The sequence below is a fragment of the Alcanivorax hongdengensis A-11-3 genome, from assembly GCF_000300995.1.
In the GTDB taxonomy this organism is placed as follows: Bacteria; Pseudomonadota; Gammaproteobacteria; order Pseudomonadales; family Alcanivoracaceae; genus Alcanivorax; species Alcanivorax hongdengensis.
In genome coordinates, this window is the sequence record NZ_AMRJ01000021.1 from 26,796 (window position 1) to 43,083 (window position 16,288).

The window sequence follows — 16,288 nt, forward strand, 5'->3', positions numbered from 1 at the left end:
GATTGTCATGAACAAACTGGTCATCCTCGATCGCGACGGGGTCATCAACGAAGATTCCGATGCCTATATCAAGACGGTGGACGAATGGATTCCGATCCCCGGCAGCATTGACGCCATCGCCCGCCTGAGCCATGCAGGCTTTACCGTGGTGGTAGCCACCAACCAGTCCGGTATCGGCCGCGGCTATTTTGATGTGGCCACCCTGGATGCCATGCATGACCGTCTGCGCGCGCTGGTCAAAGAGCAGGGCGGCGAACTGGGTGGCATCTTCTACTGCCCCCATGGCCCGGATGACGGCTGCGACTGCCGCAAACCGAAATCCGGCCTGATCGACCAGATTGTTACCGAGTATGGCGATGTCACCGGTGTGCCACTGATTGGTGATAGTCTGCGGGATCTGCAGGCGGGGATTCAGCGACATTGCCGCCCGGTGCTGGTGCTCACCGGCAAGGGGCGCAAGACCCTGGACAAGGGATTGCCGGCCGAACTCGGTGACGTGGCGGTGTATGACAGCCTGGCAGCGTTTGTTGATCATTTTCTGAAGGAATAATTCATGGCACAGCTTGACCAGGTTCCGTCTCTGAACATCCGGATTCGCAGCCTGCTTTTTTTTGTGCTCTATAATCTGGCCGGCATTTTCCACAGCTTTTTGTGTGTGCTGATCGGCCCCTTCCTGCCTTTTAAAACACGCTACCGTTTCGTGAATCTGTGGACCCGTGAAGCCATGTGGCTATTGCGGGTACTCAACGGCGTGCATATTCGAGTGGAAGGACGGCAACACCTGCCCCAGGGCGCCGCGGTAATTATTGCCAACCACCAGAGCAGTTGGGAAACCTTCTATTTGCAGCTGCTGATTTCTCCCCAGGCCACCGTACTCAAACGCGAACTGTTATGGCTGCCGTTTTTTGGCTGGGGCCTGGCGCTGCTGCGGCCGATTAAAATTGATCGCAGCAAGGGCAGCGCCGCGCTCAAGTCGGTTTTACGGCAGGGCAAGGAAAAACTGTCCACGGATATTCCGGTGGTTATTTATCCAGAAGGCACCCGCCAGGCACCGGGGCACCTTGGCAAGTTCAATCATGGCGGTGCCATGCTGGCCTGCCAGAACAGGGTGCCGGTGATTGCCATCAGCCATAATAGTGGCGACTGCTGGCCGGCCCGTTCCTGGTTGCGTTTTCCCGGCACCATTACCCTGCGCATCAGTGAACCCATGGCCACGGAAAATAAAACCGCCAAGGAAATTTCCGCCCAGGCCCAGCAATGGATTGAACAGCATTATCCCGGTAATACTCCGGTAAAAACGGTTAATTAATTGCCTTTCTTTTTTAAAATAATTACAGTCATGCTCGCTGTACTCACAGACCACAAGGGCGAAGTTAATGAGCATTAATCTTGACGAACTTTCCATTGAAGAACTGGAAAAGCTGATTAAGCAGGCAGAAGCTGCACTGGAGAAAAAGCGCAAGGCAGAGCTGAAAAATGCCCAGGCTGTGCTTGAGAAAATGGCCAAGGATCTCGGCGTGGAGCCGGAAAGCCTGCTCAAGGGTGTGGAAAAGAAAAAACCCACCCGTGGCAAAAAAGCGGCCAAGAAGAAAGCCGGTGTCCGTCGCCCGGCCAAGGTAAAATACCGCAATCCGAAAGACAGCTCCCAGACCTGGACCGGCCGTGGCAAACGCCCGGTGTGGTTGCAGCAGGAGCTGGATAACGGTGCCAAGCTGGAAGATTTTGCCGTTTAAAGGACGAGCAGACGTCTGAAGCCGGACGTCAGCGACAAAAAAAGCGAACCCATTTGGGTTCGCTTTTTTTATGGCCGGGGAAAACCGGCCTGCAAGCGATGGATATCACCAGCAGGCTGGCTGCTACGGCAACATGCGCCTATCAGACATCCAGGTTGGAGACCTGCAGGGCATTGGACTCGATGAACTGACGGCGCGGGTCCACATCGTCGCCCATCAGGCAGGTGAAGATCTGATCCGAGGCAATGGCATCCTCGATGGTCACCTGCAGCATGCGCCGGCTTTCCGGGTCCATGGTGGTTTCCCACAGCTGCTCGGCGTTCATCTCACCCAACCCCTTGTAGCGTTGAATGCTGGTGCCCCGGCGGGCCTGCAGCATCAGCCAGTCCAGTGCCTCGGCAAAGTGCCGGATGGGCCGCTGGGACTCACCACGCTGTACATAGGCATCCTCGGCCAGCAGGCCTTCCAGGGTTTCCCCCAGGGCCTTGATCTTCTGGTAGTCCGGCGACTGCAGGAAATCCAGGGTAACGCGATATTCGCGGGGTACGCCGTGAGCAAGCACTTGCACACGTGGCAGGTAAAGGCCACGTTCCTGGTCCTGCTCAGCGGTGATGGTGAAATGCTGGCTGGCATCGGAAATGGCATTGACCCGGGCGGTCAGCTTGTCACACCAGCTGGCCATGGCCTCACCATCGCGCAGGGCCTCTTCGTCCAGGGACGGCATGTAGATCATCTGCTCCAGCACCTTCTCCGGGAACACACGGGACTGGCGATCAACGATCTTCATCACCCGGCGGTATTCGCCGATCAGGTTGGCCAGCGGCTCACCGCTGATGGGCGGGGCCTCGTTGCCCGGGTAGAGTGCGGTTTTTTCCAGGGCCAGGGTGGTCAGGTACTCCTCCATGGCCGGGTCGTCTTTGATGTAGGTTTCCTGCTTGCCCTTTTTCACCTTGTAGAGCGGCGGCTGGGCAATATAAATATAGCCACGTTCAATCAGCTCCGGCATCTGACGGAAGAAGAAGGTCAGCAGCAGGGTGCGGATGTGGGAGCCGTCCACGTCCGCATCGGTCATGATGATGATGCGGTGGTAACGCAGTTTTTCCACATCGTATTCGTCACGGCCAATGCCACAGCCCAGGGCGGTGATCAGGGTGCCCACTTCCTGGGAGGAGAGCATCTTGTCAAAGCGGGCTTTCTCCACGTTGAGAATCTTGCCCTTGAGCGGCAGGATCGCCTGGTTCTTGCGGTCCCGGCCCTGTTTGGCGGAACCGCCGGCGGAGTCACCCTCCACAATGTAGAGCTCGGACTGGGCCGGATCTTTCTGCTGGCAATCCGCCAGTTTGCCGGGCAGGCCGGCGATATCCAGCGCGCCCTTGCGGCGAGTCATTTCCCGGGCCTTGCGGGCGGCATCCCGGGCGCGGGCCGCATCGATGATCTTCTGGGTGATGGAGCGGGCTTCGGCGGGGTTTTCCAGCAGGTAGTCCTGGAACAACTCGCCCATGGTCTGCTCCACGGCGCCTTTTACCTCGGAGGACACCAGTTTGTCCTTGGTCTGGCTGGAGAATTTGGGGTCCGGCACCTTCACGGAAATCACCGCAGTGAGGCCTTCGCGGGCATCGTCACCGGTGGGGTTGGCCTTCTCTTTCTTGAGCAGGCCTTCCTTGTCCATGTAGTTGTTCAGGGTGCGCGTCAGGGCCGCGCGGAAGCCGGCCAGGTGGGTACCGCCGTCACGCTGGGGAATATTGTTGGTGAAGCAGAAGATGTTTTCCTGGTAGGAATCATTCCACTGCATGGCCACTTCCACGCCGATACCGTCTTCCTCACGCTCGAACTGGAAGTGAAATACCTGGTTGAGCGGTGTCTTGTTCTCGTTGAGGAAGCTGACAAACGCCGCCAGGCCCCCTTCGTATTCGAACACATCTTCCTCGCCGCTGCGCTCATCCTTGAGGTGGATACGCACGCCGGAGTTCAGGAAACTCAGTTCGCGCAGGCGCTTGGCCAGAATATCGTAGTGGAACTTGATGTTGCTGAAGGTCTCGGCGGACGGGCGGAAATGCACCGCGGTACCGCTGCTGTCGGTGGTGCCCACCACGGCCAGGGGCTTGGCCGGGACGCCATGGTTGTAGATCTGTTCGTGTACCTGGCCGTTACGGCGGATGGTCAGCTTGAGCTCCTCGGACAGGGCATTCACCACGGAAACCCCCACACCGTGCAGCCCACCGGACACCTTGTAGGTGTTATCGTCGAACTTACCGCCGGCGTGCAGCACCGTCATGATGACTTCGGCGGCGGAAACGCCTTCCTCTTCGTGCATCTCGGTGGGAATGCCGCGGCCGTTATCCTGGATGGACACCGACTCGTCAGGGTGAATCACCACGCGAATTTCCGAGCAGAAGCCGGCCAGGGCCTCATCGATGGAGTTATCCACCACCTCGAAGACCATATGATGCAGGCCAGTGCCGTCATCCGTATCACCGATGTACATGCCGGGACGTTTGCGGACGGCATCCAACCCTTTCAGCACCTTGATGCTGGATGAATCGTAATTTTTCTCCGCCATGGTATTTCCTTATCAACAATCGGTGAGGCGCCGGATACGGCCATGTTCCACGTGGAACATTCTGCTCTCGACACCGCTCAGTTCGTTATTCTCTGCGGCCAGCCCCTGCCAGTGGGGCAGGTCCAGCGCGGTTATCAATGTCTGATGCCCGGTACTGGCCAGGTAATGCAGTACCTGGTGGCGATGACGGGCATCCAGTTCAGCGCCAAGGTCATCCACCAACAGGGTGCAAACCTTGCCGGCCGCCTGAATCATGGGCAACTGGGCCAGCACCAGTGCATAGGCCACCAGTTTGGCCTGCCCACGTGAGACCCGGTCCCGCGCCAACACACCATCGGTTTCCAGCCGCAGATCCGCCCGGTGGAACCCCACCTGGCTGAAGCCACGGCGAATATCATCCGCCCGCACCCGCTCCAGCGCCTGCAAATAGTTCTCGCCTTTGTGCAGCCCGGTCTGCAGGGTCAGCACCACGGAAAGCTCCGGCGACAGCGCCGCCAGGGCCGTATCCAGCTGGGACTGCAAGCCGGCCAGATAGCGTCGGCGTAACCCTTCGATTCTATCAGAACTCTGGGCCAGTTGCTGATCCCAGAATGCCAGTTCTCGCAGGGTAGGGCGGCCTTTTTTCAGCAGGGCATTACGATGTTTCAGGGCACCGGCGGCCTGCCGCCACAGGGGCATAAAGTCATGTTCCACGTGGAACATTCCCCAGTCCAGGAACCGCCGGCGCAGGGCGGACGCCCCGAATACCAACTCCACGGACCCGGGATGCAATGCCAGCACAGGCAACAGCGTCGCCACTTCACTGAGCGCTCGGGGGGTCTGGCCATCCAGCTTGAGCGCATCAATGCCGCCCGGGGTGCGACGAACGCCCAGCCGATGAACCCGGTCATCGGCGCCTGCCACCTCGGCATAGAGGGTGGCGGCATCGGCCTGATCCTTCACCAGGCGGGACAAGCGGCCACCGCGAAAGGAGCGGCCGCCACTGCCAATGAAATAGACGGCCTCCAGCAGGCTGGTCTTGCCACTGCCGTTATCACCGAGAATCACATTGACGCGGGGGCAGAAGGCCACCTCTGCCTGAGAGTAGTTACGGAAGTTGCCCAGTTGCAGACGACTCAGCATGGGAACCAGAGAAGGGAAAGGGGGAGGGCAGGGTGGCCATTATGGCCACCCGATCTCGGATTGGCGCAGGCGCCGATCACAGACGCATGGGCATGACCACGTAGAGCGCACCTTTGCTCTGCGGGTCGAAGACCAGGGCGCTGCTGTTGCTGTCGCCCATTTCCAGCTCTGCCTGGGTGCCATTCATGGTATTGAGCACATCCAGCAGGTAGCTGACATTGAAGCCGATCTCCAGCGGCGAACCGCCAAAGTCCACGGACACTTCCTCTTCCGCTTCTTCCTGCTCCGGGTTGTTGGCGATGATGCGCAGGCTGCCCTCGGACAGCTGCACCCGCACACCGCGGTATTTCTCGTTGGAGAGAATGGCCACCCGGGCCAGGGCCTGGCGCAGGGTTTCCCGGTCGGCAATCACATGGCGGCTGCCTTCCTTGGGGATCACCCGCTCGTATTCCGGGAACTTGCCGTCCACCAGTTTGGAGGTGAAGGTAATGGCCCCCACCACGATACGCACATGGTTGCGACCCACGGTCATGCGCGCCGCTTCACCGGCATCGCCGAGAATACGGGACAGCTCCATGACGCCCTTGCGCGGCAGGATCACCGAGGCCTCTTCCACCGGCGCGTCCAGCTCCGCATCACACAGGGCCAGGCGGTGGCCATCGGTGGCCACGGCACGCAGCTTGCCGGGCTTGAGTTCGAACAGCATGCCGTTGAGGTAGTAACGCACATCCTGCTGGGCCATGGAGAAGGCGGTGCGGTCAATCAGGCCGCGCAGCACGCCGGGCTGGATCTCCAGGCTGGAACCGCTGGCATCTTCTTCCAGATTGGGAAACTCGGAGGCAGGCAGCGTGGACAGGGTAAAGCGGCTGCGCCCGGAACGGACCAGCATACGCTCGCCATCCACCTCGAAACGGATGTCCGCTTCCGCCGGCAGGCTCTTGGCAATATCCACCAGCTTGCGGGCCGGCACCGTGGTTTCCCCGGGCTCGTGCTCGCCTTCCAGTGGCAGGCGCGCCACCAGTTCCAGCTCCAGGTCGGTGCCGGTCATGGACAGCTGCCCGTCGGTCACTTCCAGCAGCACGTTGGACAACACCGGCAGGGTCTGGCGTTTTTCCACCACAGCGGCAACCTGTTGCAGCGGCTTGAGCAACTGTTCTCGATTAATGGAGAATTTCATGGTGCTTTCCCGTTCTGGTTATAGGGCTTACCCCTTCCTTTATAAGAATGAGTGATCACACCGTCATGACACGGCGGAACACCGCTGTCGAGCCCGTCAGGAGGTTAACGTGCGCAACAGGTTCTGGTAGTCCTCTTCGATCTCCGGATTGGACTCACGCAGTTCTTTCACCTTGCGGCAGGCGTGCAACACCGTGGTGTGGTCACGCCCGCCAAAATTCTCGCCGATCTCCGGCAGACTGTGGCTGGTCAGCTCCTTGGCCAGGGCCATGGAGATTTGCCGCGGCCGGGCCACCGAGCGGGTGCGCCGCGGTGACAGCAGGTCGGTAATCTTGATCTTGTAGTACTCGGCCACGATGCGCTGAATATTGTCGATACTGATCTGCCGCGCCTGCAGGGCAATCAGATCCTTGAGCGCCTCCTTGATCAGGCCGATATCGATCTGGGCACCGGTAAAGCGCACATGGGCAATCACCCGGCGCAGGGCCCCTTCCAGCTCACGCACATTGGAGCGAATGCGCTGGGCAATAAAGAAAGCGGCATCATTGGGCAAATCGACCCGGGCCTCTTCCGCCTTCTTCTTCAGAATCGCCACCCGGGTTTCCAGTTCCGGCGGCTCCATGGGCTGGGAGAGCCCCCAGCCAAAGCGACTTTTCAGGCGCTCCTCGAGACCATCCACTTCCTTGGGAAACTTGTCACAGGTAAGAATGATCTGCTGGCCGTTCTCCAGCAAGGCATTGAAGGTATGGAAGAACTCTTCCTGGGACTGCTCCTTGCCTGCAAAGAATTGAATATCATCGATCAGCAGGGCATCCACACTACGGTAGAAGCGCTTGAACTCGTTGATGGTCTTGTTACGCAGGGCGGAAATCATGTCCGCCACAAATCGCTCACTGTGCAGGTAGACCACCTTGGCATTGGGATTGCGGCGCAGCAACTCATTGCCCACCGCGTGCATCAGGTGAGTCTTGCCCAGGCCCACACCGCCATACAACAGCAACGGGTTATAGCCATGGCTGGCCGGGTTCTCGGCCACTTGCTGAGCCGCCGCCGCCGCCATGCGATTGGACTTGCCTTCCACAAAGGTGGAGAACGTGAAGCCGGTGTTGAGGTTACTGCGATGCTTGCGGGCACCGCCCAGATCCGCCGGGACCGCACGACTGTCGCTGTCCTGGGCCATCGGCTGAGGGGATGGCGGGGTAGCCGTGGCGGCGGCGCCAGGCGTCGCCTCAGCGGGCCTTAAGGGCACCACCGTGGTCCGTGAACGCGATGACCCCACCTCCAGGCGCAACTGCGGCAACGGGCCTGTCTGCAGCTCTGAGAGCACCTCACTGATGCGCTCCAGATACTTGTCACGGACCCAGTCGACCACGAAGCGATTGGGGGCAAACAGCGTCAGCTCGGCACCATCTGCGGAAGCCGCCACCTGCAATGGCCGGATCCACATATTGAACTGCTGCGACGGCAACTCATCTTCAAGTCGCGTCAGACAGCGATGCCAGAGCTCTTCGGACACGTCCCCGCCTTACCCCTGATGGGCCGATGAAATGTATGTGTAGCCGGGCATTCTAACCCTTCAGCGAAGCATCTATCCACAGCCCACCGCCCCTTTTTTGCATTTCCATTTCTGTGGATAAGTAGGCTCACAACCCTGTGCAGGGGCACCGGCACAACCCTGGGGATAATCCGGTGCAGGGATTTCGTACACAATTTATCACCCTTTCTCCCCATCTCGCCCCCAACAGTTACACACAGAAGTACATGCCTTTTCCACACTGCAACACAATGATTTCATTAACGAAAAACGAGTTACCCACAAAAACGGCGCTCCCTTATAACTACTACTTCAACTAATAAATCATTAAATAATCTAAAGATATTAATAACCCGCTTCGGGCCGGCTTTCGCCTACGTAAATGTGCGTTGACAAGCCCGCTTGCTTTACCTAGACTTGCCGGCCTTCTAAATCCGCTGTCTAACCCATGGGGATGACGCCATGAAACGTACATTCCAGCCGAGCGTTCTGAAGCGCAAACGTGCTCACGGTTTCCGTGCCCGTATGGCTACCAAGAACGGCCGCAAGGTCCTGGCTGCTCGTCGTGCCAAAGGTCGCAAGCGGTTGGCTGCCTAAGCCAACCGTTTTCCTTCCTGCCTGATCCGGGAACGCCGTGCCTGATTCCCTGGCCTTTACCCGGCAACAGCGTCTACTTACCGGCGCCCAGTACCAGGCAGTTTTTGACAAGCCCTCCCTGAAAATCTCCAACGCCGCCTTTCTTCTTCTGGTCCGTGAAAACCCGGTACCCGAAGCCCGATTGGGTCTGGTGATTGGTCGCAAGCGTGCCCGCCGAGCGGTGGACCGTGCCCGCATCAAACGTCGAGCCCGGGAACAGTTCCGGTTACGCCAGCATGATCTGGCCGGCCTGGACATCATTTTCCTGATGCGCGGCAACCTCCGGGACCCGGACCCGGCCCTGCTGACCCGCCAGCTGGCCGAGCTGTTTGACAAGCTGCTTGCCAAGCGTCGGCAAGCTTGAGAAACTGCGGCCCGTTTTTCACGCCACAGATGCCATTATTATGGAAATCCCGCGCGCGCTCGTGATCGCCGGCATTGCCGTTGTCTCCTACCTGATGATTCAGGCCTGGCAACAGGACTACGCCGCGCCGACACAGGCCCCTGCCACCGAGCAGGTCGCCAGTAACGATACGGCCCAGGACAGCTCTTCACTGCCCGAGGAACAGCCGGAAGCCCCCTCCACGGTTCCCGCTGACGCCGACGCAGAGCCGGTAGCTCCGGCGGCTGATACCGTAGCCAGCCAACCCGGTAAACGCATCGAAGTCAGCACCGATGTGCTCGATCTGGAAATCGACCCCCGCGGCGGTGATATCGACCGTGTCGCCCTGCCCGAATATCCCCTGCATGTGGATACCCCGGACCAGCCCTTCGTGCTGATGGAGGACGACAAGACCCGCACCTACGTGGCCCAGAGTGGCCTGATCGGCAAGAACGGCACGGATACCCGTGCCGGCCGGCCCCTGTGGCAGGCCAGCCAGCCCAGCTACACGCTCAAGGACGGTCAGAAGGAACTGAACGTGGACCTGACCTACACCCAGGACAGCGGCGTGCAGATCATCAAGCGTTATACCTTCGAGCGTGGCAGCTACCTGGTGCGGGTCAGCCACATCGTGCGCAACACCGGCAACAGCGACTGGTCCGGTGCCCTCTATGGCCAGATCAAGCGTGATGCCAGTGAGGACCCGGGGGTTTCCCACCAGGGGTGGGCGCCCATGCCTACCTACCTGGGGGCCGCCTACTGGAGCCCGGAAAAGCCCTACAACAAGCTCAAGTTCGATGACATGAAGGAATCGCCCCTGAACCTCACCGCCGAAGGCGGCTGGGTGGCCATGGTGCAGCATTACTTCGTGTCCGCCTGGATTCCCGATCCCAAGCAGAAGAGCCATTACACCAGCGTCTACCAGCCCAACCGGAACCAGTTCCTGCTGCGCTTCGTGTCGCCCACCGCCACCGTCAAACCCGGTGACGAGAAGGTGTTCTACTCTGAGTTCTATGCCGGCCCGAAAATCCAGAAGCACCTGGAAGCCATCAGTCCGGGTCTCAACATGACCGTGGACTATGGCTGGGTCTGGTTCATTGCCCAGCCGATCTTCCACCTGCTGGTGTTCCTGCAGAGTGGCAAGGTGTCCGTGTTCGGCATGCACATCGACCTGGGCTTTGGCGTGGTCAACTGGGGCATTGCCATCATCCTGCTGACCTTCATCATCAAGGCGATCTTCTTCAAGCTCAGTGCCACCAGTTACCGCTCCATGGCGAAAATGCGCAAGGTGGCGCCGGAGATGCAACGCATCAAGGAGCAGCACAAGAACGACAAGCAGAAGCAGCAGATGGAAACCATGAAGCTGTTCAAGCGGGAGAAGATCAACCCGCTGGGCGGCTGCTTGCCCATGCTGGTACAGATGCCGGTGTTCATCTCCCTGTATTATGTACTGCTGGAATCCGTGGAGCTGCGTCAGGTGCCGTTCTTCGGCTGGATCCAGGATCTGTCGGTGATGGATCCGTACTTCGTGCTGCCGATCCTGATGGGTGCCTCCATGTTCCTGCAGACCCGCCTCAACCCGACCCCGGCGGATCCTATGCAGGCCCAGGTGATGAAGTACATGCCGTTGATGTTTGCGGTCTTCATGCTGTGGTTCCCGGCCGGTCTGGTGCTGTACTGGCTGACCAACAACCTGCTGTCCATTGCCCAGCAATGGATCATCACCCGCAAGATCGAAAACGAGTAAGCCTCGCTTGCCCGAAAAAAGCCGGCCTCAGGCCGGCTTTTTTATTGGGCCGCAACGCGCACCCCGGTAGAATCGTTCGCCATGAATATCCACGGTCAGGACACCATTGTCGCCATTGCCACCGCCCCCGGACGGGGAGGCGTGGGCGTGGTAAGGCTGTCCGGCGCCCGCGCCCTGGACATTGCCCGCAGCCTGGTTGGTGAGCGCAAGCTTACACCGCGTATGGCGCATTTCGCCCGCTTCTGCGATGCGCAAGGGGAGGTGCTGGATGAGGGCCTGGTGATTAGCTTCCCGGCGCCACACTCCTTCACCGGGGAAGACGTGGTGGAACTGCAGGGCCATGGTGGCCCGGTGATTCTCGACATGCTGGTGGCCGCCTGCATTGCCGCCGGTGCCCGCCAGGCCCGTGCCGGGGAATTTTCCCAGCGGGCCTTCCTCAACGACCGCATGGACCTGACCCAGGCGGAAGCCATCGCCGACCTGATTGACGCCGGCACCGCTGCCTCCGCCCGCGCGGCCCTGCACTCCTTGCAGGGGGTGTTTTCCGAGGAAGTGAATACGCTGGTGGAAGCGCTGATCGGCCTGCGCATTTATGTGGAGGCCGCCATCGATTTCCCGGAAGAGGAAATCGACTTTCTTTCCGATGGCCGGGTGGCCGGGGATTTGCGTGAGGTACGTGCCCAGTGCCTGCGGGTGCTGCAAGAAGCCAACCAGGGGCGGCTGGTGCGCGAGGGCATGACCCTGGTGATCGCCGGCAAGCCCAATGCCGGCAAGTCATCATTGATGAATGCCCTGGCCGGCTTCGACGCCGCCATTGTCACGGATATTGCTGGCACCACCCGGGATGTACTGCGCGAATCCATCCAGCTGGATGGCATGCCCCTGAACCTGATCGATACCGCTGGTCTGCGCGACAGTGCCGATGTGGTGGAGCAGGAAGGCATCCGTCGTGCCTATGCGGAAATGCGCAAGGCGGACCGGCTGCTGGTGATGGTGGATTCCCGCGAGGGCCCGGTGGACCCGGCGGATCTCCATGCCCTGCTGCCTCAAAGTCAGCAGCAGCTGGAAAACCTGGACCTGCCGGTGACCGTAGTACTCAACAAGGCGGACCTGTCCGGGCTCAACGCCGGGCCCCGCGATGACGGCACCTTTGTGATCAGTGCGGCCACCGGTGACGGACTGCCCGCCCTGCGCGATCACCTGAAAGCCGCCGCCGGCTACCAGGGCGAAGGGCAAAGCCGCTTCTCCGCCCGCCGCCGTCATATCACCGCCCTGGAAGAAGCGCTGGCTGCACTGGACAACGGTGAGCAGCAACTGCATGGCCATGCCGCCGGCGAACTGCTGGCCGAAGACCTGCGCGCCGCCCAGAAAGCCCTGGAAGAAATCACCGGTGCCTTTACCGCCGATGACCTGCTGGGGCGCATCTTCTCCTCTTTCTGCATCGGGAAGTAAAATGGCCAAAAAGATCGAAAAGCATCCAACAAAATACAAATAAACTATTGTTTTATAAAGAAATTTATTCTATTTCTTTGCAGGCAGTTTGATCCGTTTTGCCCCCTCTTGCTCCGTGTGTGCTCCGAGTATAAGTTTTCGGAGCACTCGGAGCACAAAAGGAGCAAAACATGAAAATCACTATCCAGAAACGCGAACCAGATAAGAACGGCCACCGTGCCTTGCGACTGGTTTACTATCACGGTTCCAAGACAGGCCAGAACGGTTCTCGGGCGCAGAAGCGCTCATATGAGCCCCTGAACCTGTTCCTCTACGACAAACCCCGCCTTCCGGCGGAGCGTGAGCACAACAAGACCGTGAATCAGAAGGCTGAGGCCATCCGGGCAAAGCGGCTGTTGGAAATCGAGTCCTCACGACATGGATTGGATGATCGGACCAAGCTGTCTGCCAGCTTCTTCGATTACTTCGACCAGTTGACCGACGAGAAGGCTTCCGGGAGCAAATCCAACCATTCGATCTGGATCTCCACCCGTCATCACCTGCACCGCTACCATGGCTTGTCTGAACTGACCTTTGAACAAGTCGATAAGCGATTCCTGGAGGGGTTTCGGCACTACCTTCAGCATGAAGCCACCACCAAATCCGGTACCAAACTGGCCAAGAACACGACAAGCAGTTACTTCAACAAGGTTCGCGCTGCGCTCAACCAGGCCTATCGGGACGGCATTGTCCGTGACAACCCGGTTCAACAGGTTAAGTCCATCAAGCCGGAGAACACCAAACGAACGTATTTGACCCTGGAAGAGGTCCGGGCTCTGACCAAAGCCGAATGCCGGTATGACGTGCTGAGGCGGGCTTTCCTGTTTTCCTGCACTACTGGCCTTCGCTGGTCAGATATCCACAAGCTGGTCTGGGGTGAGATAGAGGAATTCGCCGATGGCCACTACCGCATCATTTTTCGGCAGAAGAAGCTGGTGAACGCCGGGAACTCACTGCAATACCTGGATCTTCCAGACTCAGCGGTGAGACTGTTGAATCTGGAGAATCGCGGAAAGCCAGGTGATCGCGTATTCAAGGGTCTGAAGTATGACTCCTATACCAACGTTGCGTTGACGCAATGGGTCATGCGCGCGGGTATCACCAAGAGTGTGACTTTCCATGCCGGACGGCACACCTTTGCGGTCAATCAACTGGCCAGGGGTGTGGATATCTACTCGTTGTCCCGGCTTCTGGGCCATAGTGAGCTGCGAACCACCGAAATCTATGCGGACATACTCGAAACTCGCCGCACAGAGGCCATGAGGAGTTTTCCTGACATATTTGAGGAGACACTGGACGAGGTTGGGGAATGTGCAGCCTAAGTGACGAGAGGGGCTTTCACAGCCCCTCCTGCCCCACATCAAACACTCCGTCGTCCTGGCCTTCGGTGACTCACCAGATGCTGAGCAGCCGACTGCTCGATCTCTTCCGCCGTCGCGATCCGATTGGACTGAAGCCACTTCAGGATATCTGCACGGCGAAAGAAAATCCGGTGACCATTTGGCTTGAAATGAGGGATCTTCTTTTGGGAGGTTAGCTGGTACAGGGTGCTTTTCTTCAGCCCCGTGTATTCCGCACAGTCTTCAAGACTCATGATCTCCTTGTCGGCCTCCGGGGCCTTGCTGCCATTAATGTGGTCCAAAATGATCTTCTTGAGAACCATCATGTCCTGCAACACCCGCTGCAGCATTTCTTTTTCTGTCATCGCTCTACCCCTACACCGCCATAACCAAAGTGGGAAAACTGGGAAATTGGGAACACCGTGTCAGTCCTCATGTTCAATCCTCTCCAGTTCTTCAAGTTGCCGTCTAACTTGGTCAGGCCTGAGTGCGAAAAACCGCTGAAAATCTCCGTTGACCCTGGTTTTGTAGGTCCCCCGGGAGCGCTCATTACTCACCAAGCAGTCACGCTGTAACAGCACCTCCACTTCCCTCATGTAATGGGTCGGCAGCCCGAGCCGCTTCAGGAAGTGCGATTTATAGATCAACCACAACTCGCGCCCCTCGTGTGAGCGTCGAAAACCAGCTCCCCCCTGGCCACTCGCTTGTTCAATATCACTGAGACTACGCTCCCAGACTTTCATTGCCCGCTCCAGCGCTTTGAGAAGCCGGAATTCCTCAGAGTTTCTGGAGTGGCCTCTATTATCCAGCCAAGCCTTCAGAGTTCTGTGGACTGCCGATAGAGACTCCTCTTCGGACCATGGAAGGATGAAATTCCTGCTACCGAGGCAAAGTGCTGCACCAATCAAGGCAAAACGCCGGATGACACGTTGCACCTGGGATGCCATCTGATCGTTTGCCCAAGCACCGCTCAGACGACCAACCTCATGATTTAGATACTGACTTAGCTCAGTGTGACGTTCGGTCAGCAATGACACCCACTCCCGAATGACAGCGCCGTGGTAGCGCTGACAAGACGATTTCAGCTCGTCCACAAACTGCTGCGGATGCGTGTGACCATGCAATTCGTCGAACGCGCCGTAGGTGCCAAACACCGGGAGCTCCACCAGACGAATCTGCTGGCCTGCGCGCAACGGTTTACCTATCTGCTGAAGCAGCTCTGCAATCCAGACTTCGCCGCTACTCAACACCAGCGTTCGCCAATGGGAGGTCGCGGCCAGCTCGCCGGAGACGTTAGCCCGTAACTTCCCTGCGCCGTTCATGATCTGATATATCGCCGTATCGATGTCTTCCGGACGGGCCATGCCGATCTCATCAAGCGGCAGCAGCATGTCGTTGTGCTCTGAAGAGACTGCCGCTAATCCGTTGCTGGTTGAGATCCAACTGCGAACATAGCGGTTTCCCCCATACACGCTAGCCGCCAACTGCAACAAGGTGGTCTTTCCGGTCGACGATGCTCCAACCAAGTGGATGGCGCCATTTTCCATCCCAGCAGACGCAATCAATGGCGCAGCCAGCGCCGTGCCAATACTGAATATTGCTAACGGGTTGCCTCGGCATAGCTGACCGACATAAGTCTGCCAGTCGCTGAGACTTCCAGACTCCTCTAACGTCGCAGAGCCTGATAATTGGCCTACGAAATGGTGCGGCTCGTCAGCGGAGCCGATCGTCCAGTTACTGGTAGCAAATACTCCGCCGTGCCAACCCGTTCGATTAACCACTGTCGCCGGTTCGGCCAGAGCCATCTGTTCCAACAGATAGTGCTGAAGCCGGTTCCAGCTTGCTTGGCCGGGCGTAAGTGGATAACCGGTATCAACCAGCATATCCCGCACCTGCCGGGCATTATCGCTGTTGAGATCTCGGGCATAGACGACCTCGCGTAGCTTCACACCATCGAAATTCTGCCATTCCAGCAACGCTCCGTGTCCGTGCCGCTTGTCGGTTAACCTGGTGCGAGCCATTACCTGAATCCAGCCGCCGACACGCTGCCAATGGTCCCCTGACAATACATAGAGCCCATCTTCTTGAAGTTTGTATTGCATCAGTTCCGCCCCCTCAGAGCTTGTCCAGCCACGCTTTTACGTCCTGGTAGCGAAAGCGAACGGATCGGCCATTAGGGTTTGGCTTCACAGGTTCCGGAAACCGGCCTTTCTTCACATAGCGCCGCAAGGTTGCCTGTGACATCTTCAAAACAGTGCAAACTTCCTCATAGGTCAGCAAACACTCTTTTGAGGTGGTTATATGTTTCTTCATGACTGCTCCTGATTTTTTGTGAATCAATCGGGGGCAATCATCGGAAATATTCGTCTTAGGGGAGAACCGCAGAATTGCCCAAAAAGGGCGCAAAGGAGAGGTCGGCTAATAAATCATTGATTATTATTAGATAAATATCACAAGAAACCAGAAAAAGAACGTCATAATCGCAAAATTAGGGATTACATGAGTGGATTCTGTGCATTTAATGACCAAGTTAGCTGCATGACTTTCACATGTGAAAGTCATTTTCC

Annotated in this window: 15 protein-coding genes; 8 read left to right on the forward strand and 7 right to left on the reverse strand. The window is 58.3% G+C overall.

Features of this window, described 5'->3' with window-relative positions; genetic code table 11:
- The first annotated feature begins 7 nt into the window (after positions 1 to 7).
- The 3 genes from gmhB to A11A3_RS12530 all read left to right on the forward strand — a co-directional run bounded on the left by gmhB (position 8) and on the right by A11A3_RS12530 (position 1,733).
- On the forward strand, positions 8 to 550 hold the full coding sequence (gene gmhB, locus A11A3_RS12520; RefSeq protein ID WP_008929676.1) for a D-glycero-beta-D-manno-heptose 1,7-bisphosphate 7-phosphatase: 543 nt from the start codon (positions 8 to 10) through the stop codon (positions 548 to 550).
- Positions 551 to 553: 3 nt separating this feature from the next.
- The gene (locus A11A3_RS12525) at positions 554 to 1,309 is read left to right on the forward strand and encodes a lysophospholipid acyltransferase family protein (protein ID WP_008929677.1); all 756 of its coding nucleotides are present in this window, start codon (positions 554 to 556) and stop codon (positions 1,307 to 1,309) included.
- Positions 1,310 to 1,376: 67 nt separating this feature from the next.
- Complete coding sequence (locus A11A3_RS12530) at positions 1,377 to 1,733, forward strand: H-NS histone family protein (RefSeq protein ID WP_008929678.1); 357 nt, start codon at positions 1,377 to 1,379, stop codon at positions 1,731 to 1,733.
- 142 nt (positions 1,734 to 1,875) lie between these two features.
- Here the strand turns inward: A11A3_RS12530 and gyrB are convergent, their stop codons facing one another.
- The 4 genes from gyrB to dnaA form a co-directional block, all read right to left on the reverse strand.
- Complete coding sequence (gyrB, locus tag A11A3_RS12535) at positions 1,876 to 4,293, reverse strand: DNA topoisomerase (ATP-hydrolyzing) subunit B (protein WP_008929679.1); 2,418 nt, start codon at positions 4,291 to 4,293, stop codon at positions 1,876 to 1,878.
- A 12-nt stretch (positions 4,294 to 4,305) separates the two neighbouring features.
- Positions 4,306 to 5,415, reverse strand: a complete 1,110-nt coding sequence (gene recF / locus A11A3_RS12540; protein WP_008929680.1) for a DNA replication/repair protein RecF — start codon at positions 5,413 to 5,415, stop codon at positions 4,306 to 4,308.
- A gap of 76 nt (positions 5,416 to 5,491) precedes the next feature.
- On the reverse strand, positions 5,492 to 6,592 hold the full coding sequence (dnaN, locus tag A11A3_RS12545) for a DNA polymerase III subunit beta (protein WP_008929681.1): 1,101 nt from the start codon (positions 6,590 to 6,592) through the stop codon (positions 5,492 to 5,494).
- A 96-nt stretch (positions 6,593 to 6,688) separates the two neighbouring features.
- Positions 6,689 to 8,107: a chromosomal replication initiator protein DnaA gene (gene dnaA, locus A11A3_RS12550; protein ID WP_008929682.1), complete on the reverse strand. Its 1,419-nt coding sequence runs from the start codon at positions 8,105 to 8,107 to the stop codon at positions 6,689 to 6,691.
- 480 nt (positions 8,108 to 8,587) lie between these two features.
- Here dnaA and rpmH point away from each other — a divergent pair, with 480 nt between their 5' ends.
- The 5 genes from rpmH (at position 8,588) to A11A3_RS12570 (ending at position 13,703) form a co-directional block, all read left to right on the forward strand.
- Positions 8,588 to 8,722, forward strand: coding sequence for a 50S ribosomal protein L34 (rpmH, locus tag A11A3_RS17495; protein ID WP_008929683.1), 135 nt, complete (start codon positions 8,588 to 8,590; stop codon positions 8,720 to 8,722).
- Between the two features lie 37 nt (positions 8,723 to 8,759).
- Positions 8,760 to 9,125 carry a ribonuclease P protein component gene (rnpA, locus tag A11A3_RS12555; protein ID WP_008929684.1) on the forward strand — a complete coding sequence of 122 codons (366 nt, stop codon included), beginning with the start codon at positions 8,760 to 8,762 and terminating at the stop codon, positions 9,123 to 9,125.
- A gap of 40 nt (positions 9,126 to 9,165) precedes the next feature.
- Entirely contained in the window at positions 9,166 to 10,890 is a 1,725-nt protein-coding gene (gene yidC, locus A11A3_RS12560; protein ID WP_008929685.1) for a membrane protein insertase YidC, read from the forward strand.
- Between the two features lie 81 nt (positions 10,891 to 10,971).
- Positions 10,972 to 12,342: a tRNA uridine-5-carboxymethylaminomethyl(34) synthesis GTPase MnmE gene (gene mnmE / locus A11A3_RS12565; protein WP_008929686.1), complete on the forward strand. Its 1,371-nt coding sequence runs from the start codon at positions 10,972 to 10,974 to the stop codon at positions 12,340 to 12,342.
- Between the two features lie 170 nt (positions 12,343 to 12,512).
- Complete coding sequence (locus A11A3_RS12570) at positions 12,513 to 13,703, forward strand: site-specific integrase (RefSeq protein ID WP_008929687.1); 1,191 nt, start codon at positions 12,513 to 12,515, stop codon at positions 13,701 to 13,703.
- 38 nt (positions 13,704 to 13,741) lie between these two features.
- Here the strand turns inward: A11A3_RS12570 and A11A3_RS12575 are convergent, their stop codons facing one another.
- Genes A11A3_RS12575 through A11A3_RS12585 form a run of 3 tightly spaced genes read right to left on the reverse strand, consistent with a single transcriptional unit; the run spans position 13,742 to position 16,034 of the window.
- Complete coding sequence (locus A11A3_RS12575) at positions 13,742 to 14,086, reverse strand: helix-turn-helix transcriptional regulator (protein WP_008929688.1); 345 nt, start codon at positions 14,084 to 14,086, stop codon at positions 13,742 to 13,744.
- A 60-nt stretch (positions 14,087 to 14,146) separates the two neighbouring features.
- Entirely contained in the window at positions 14,147 to 15,826 is a 1,680-nt protein-coding gene (locus A11A3_RS12580; protein ID WP_370695896.1) for a DUF927 domain-containing protein, read from the reverse strand.
- Positions 15,827 to 15,836: 10 nt separating this feature from the next.
- Complete coding sequence (locus A11A3_RS12585) at positions 15,837 to 16,034, reverse strand: helix-turn-helix transcriptional regulator (RefSeq protein WP_008929690.1); 198 nt, start codon at positions 16,032 to 16,034, stop codon at positions 15,837 to 15,839.
- Positions 16,035 to 16,288: the final 254 nt, after the last annotated feature.

Bases quoted from the DNA above. Each gene is read 5' to 3' on its own strand.
- gmhB (WP_008929676.1), top strand. From the start codon at position 8: ATGAACAAACTGGTCATCCTCGATCGCGACGGGGTCATCAACGAAGAT.
- A11A3_RS12525 (WP_008929677.1), top strand. From the start codon at position 554: ATGGCACAGCTTGACCAGGTTCCGTCTCTGAACATCCGGATTCGCAGC.
- A11A3_RS12530 (WP_008929678.1), top strand. From the start codon at position 1,377: ATGAGCATTAATCTTGACGAACTTTCCATTGAAGAACTGGAAAAGCTG.
- gyrB (WP_008929679.1), bottom strand. From the start codon at position 4,293: ATGGCGGAGAAAAATTACGATTCATCCAGCATCAAGGTGCTGAAAGGG.
- recF (WP_008929680.1), bottom strand. From the start codon at position 5,415: ATGCTGAGTCGTCTGCAACTGGGCAACTTCCGTAACTACTCTCAGGCA.
- dnaN (WP_008929681.1), bottom strand. From the start codon at position 6,592: ATGAAATTCTCCATTAATCGAGAACAGTTGCTCAAGCCGCTGCAACAG.
- rpmH (WP_008929683.1), top strand. From the start codon at position 8,588: ATGAAACGTACATTCCAGCCGAGCGTTCTGAAGCGCAAACGTGCTCAC.
- yidC (WP_008929685.1), top strand. From the start codon at position 9,166: ATGGAAATCCCGCGCGCGCTCGTGATCGCCGGCATTGCCGTTGTCTCC.
- mnmE (WP_008929686.1), top strand. From the start codon at position 10,972: ATGAATATCCACGGTCAGGACACCATTGTCGCCATTGCCACCGCCCCC.
- A11A3_RS12570 (WP_008929687.1), top strand. From the start codon at position 12,513: ATGAAAATCACTATCCAGAAACGCGAACCAGATAAGAACGGCCACCGT.
- A11A3_RS12575 (WP_008929688.1), bottom strand. From the start codon at position 14,086: ATGACAGAAAAAGAAATGCTGCAGCGGGTGTTGCAGGACATGATGGTT.
- A11A3_RS12585 (WP_008929690.1), bottom strand. From the start codon at position 16,034: ATGAAGAAACATATAACCACCTCAAAAGAGTGTTTGCTGACCTATGAG.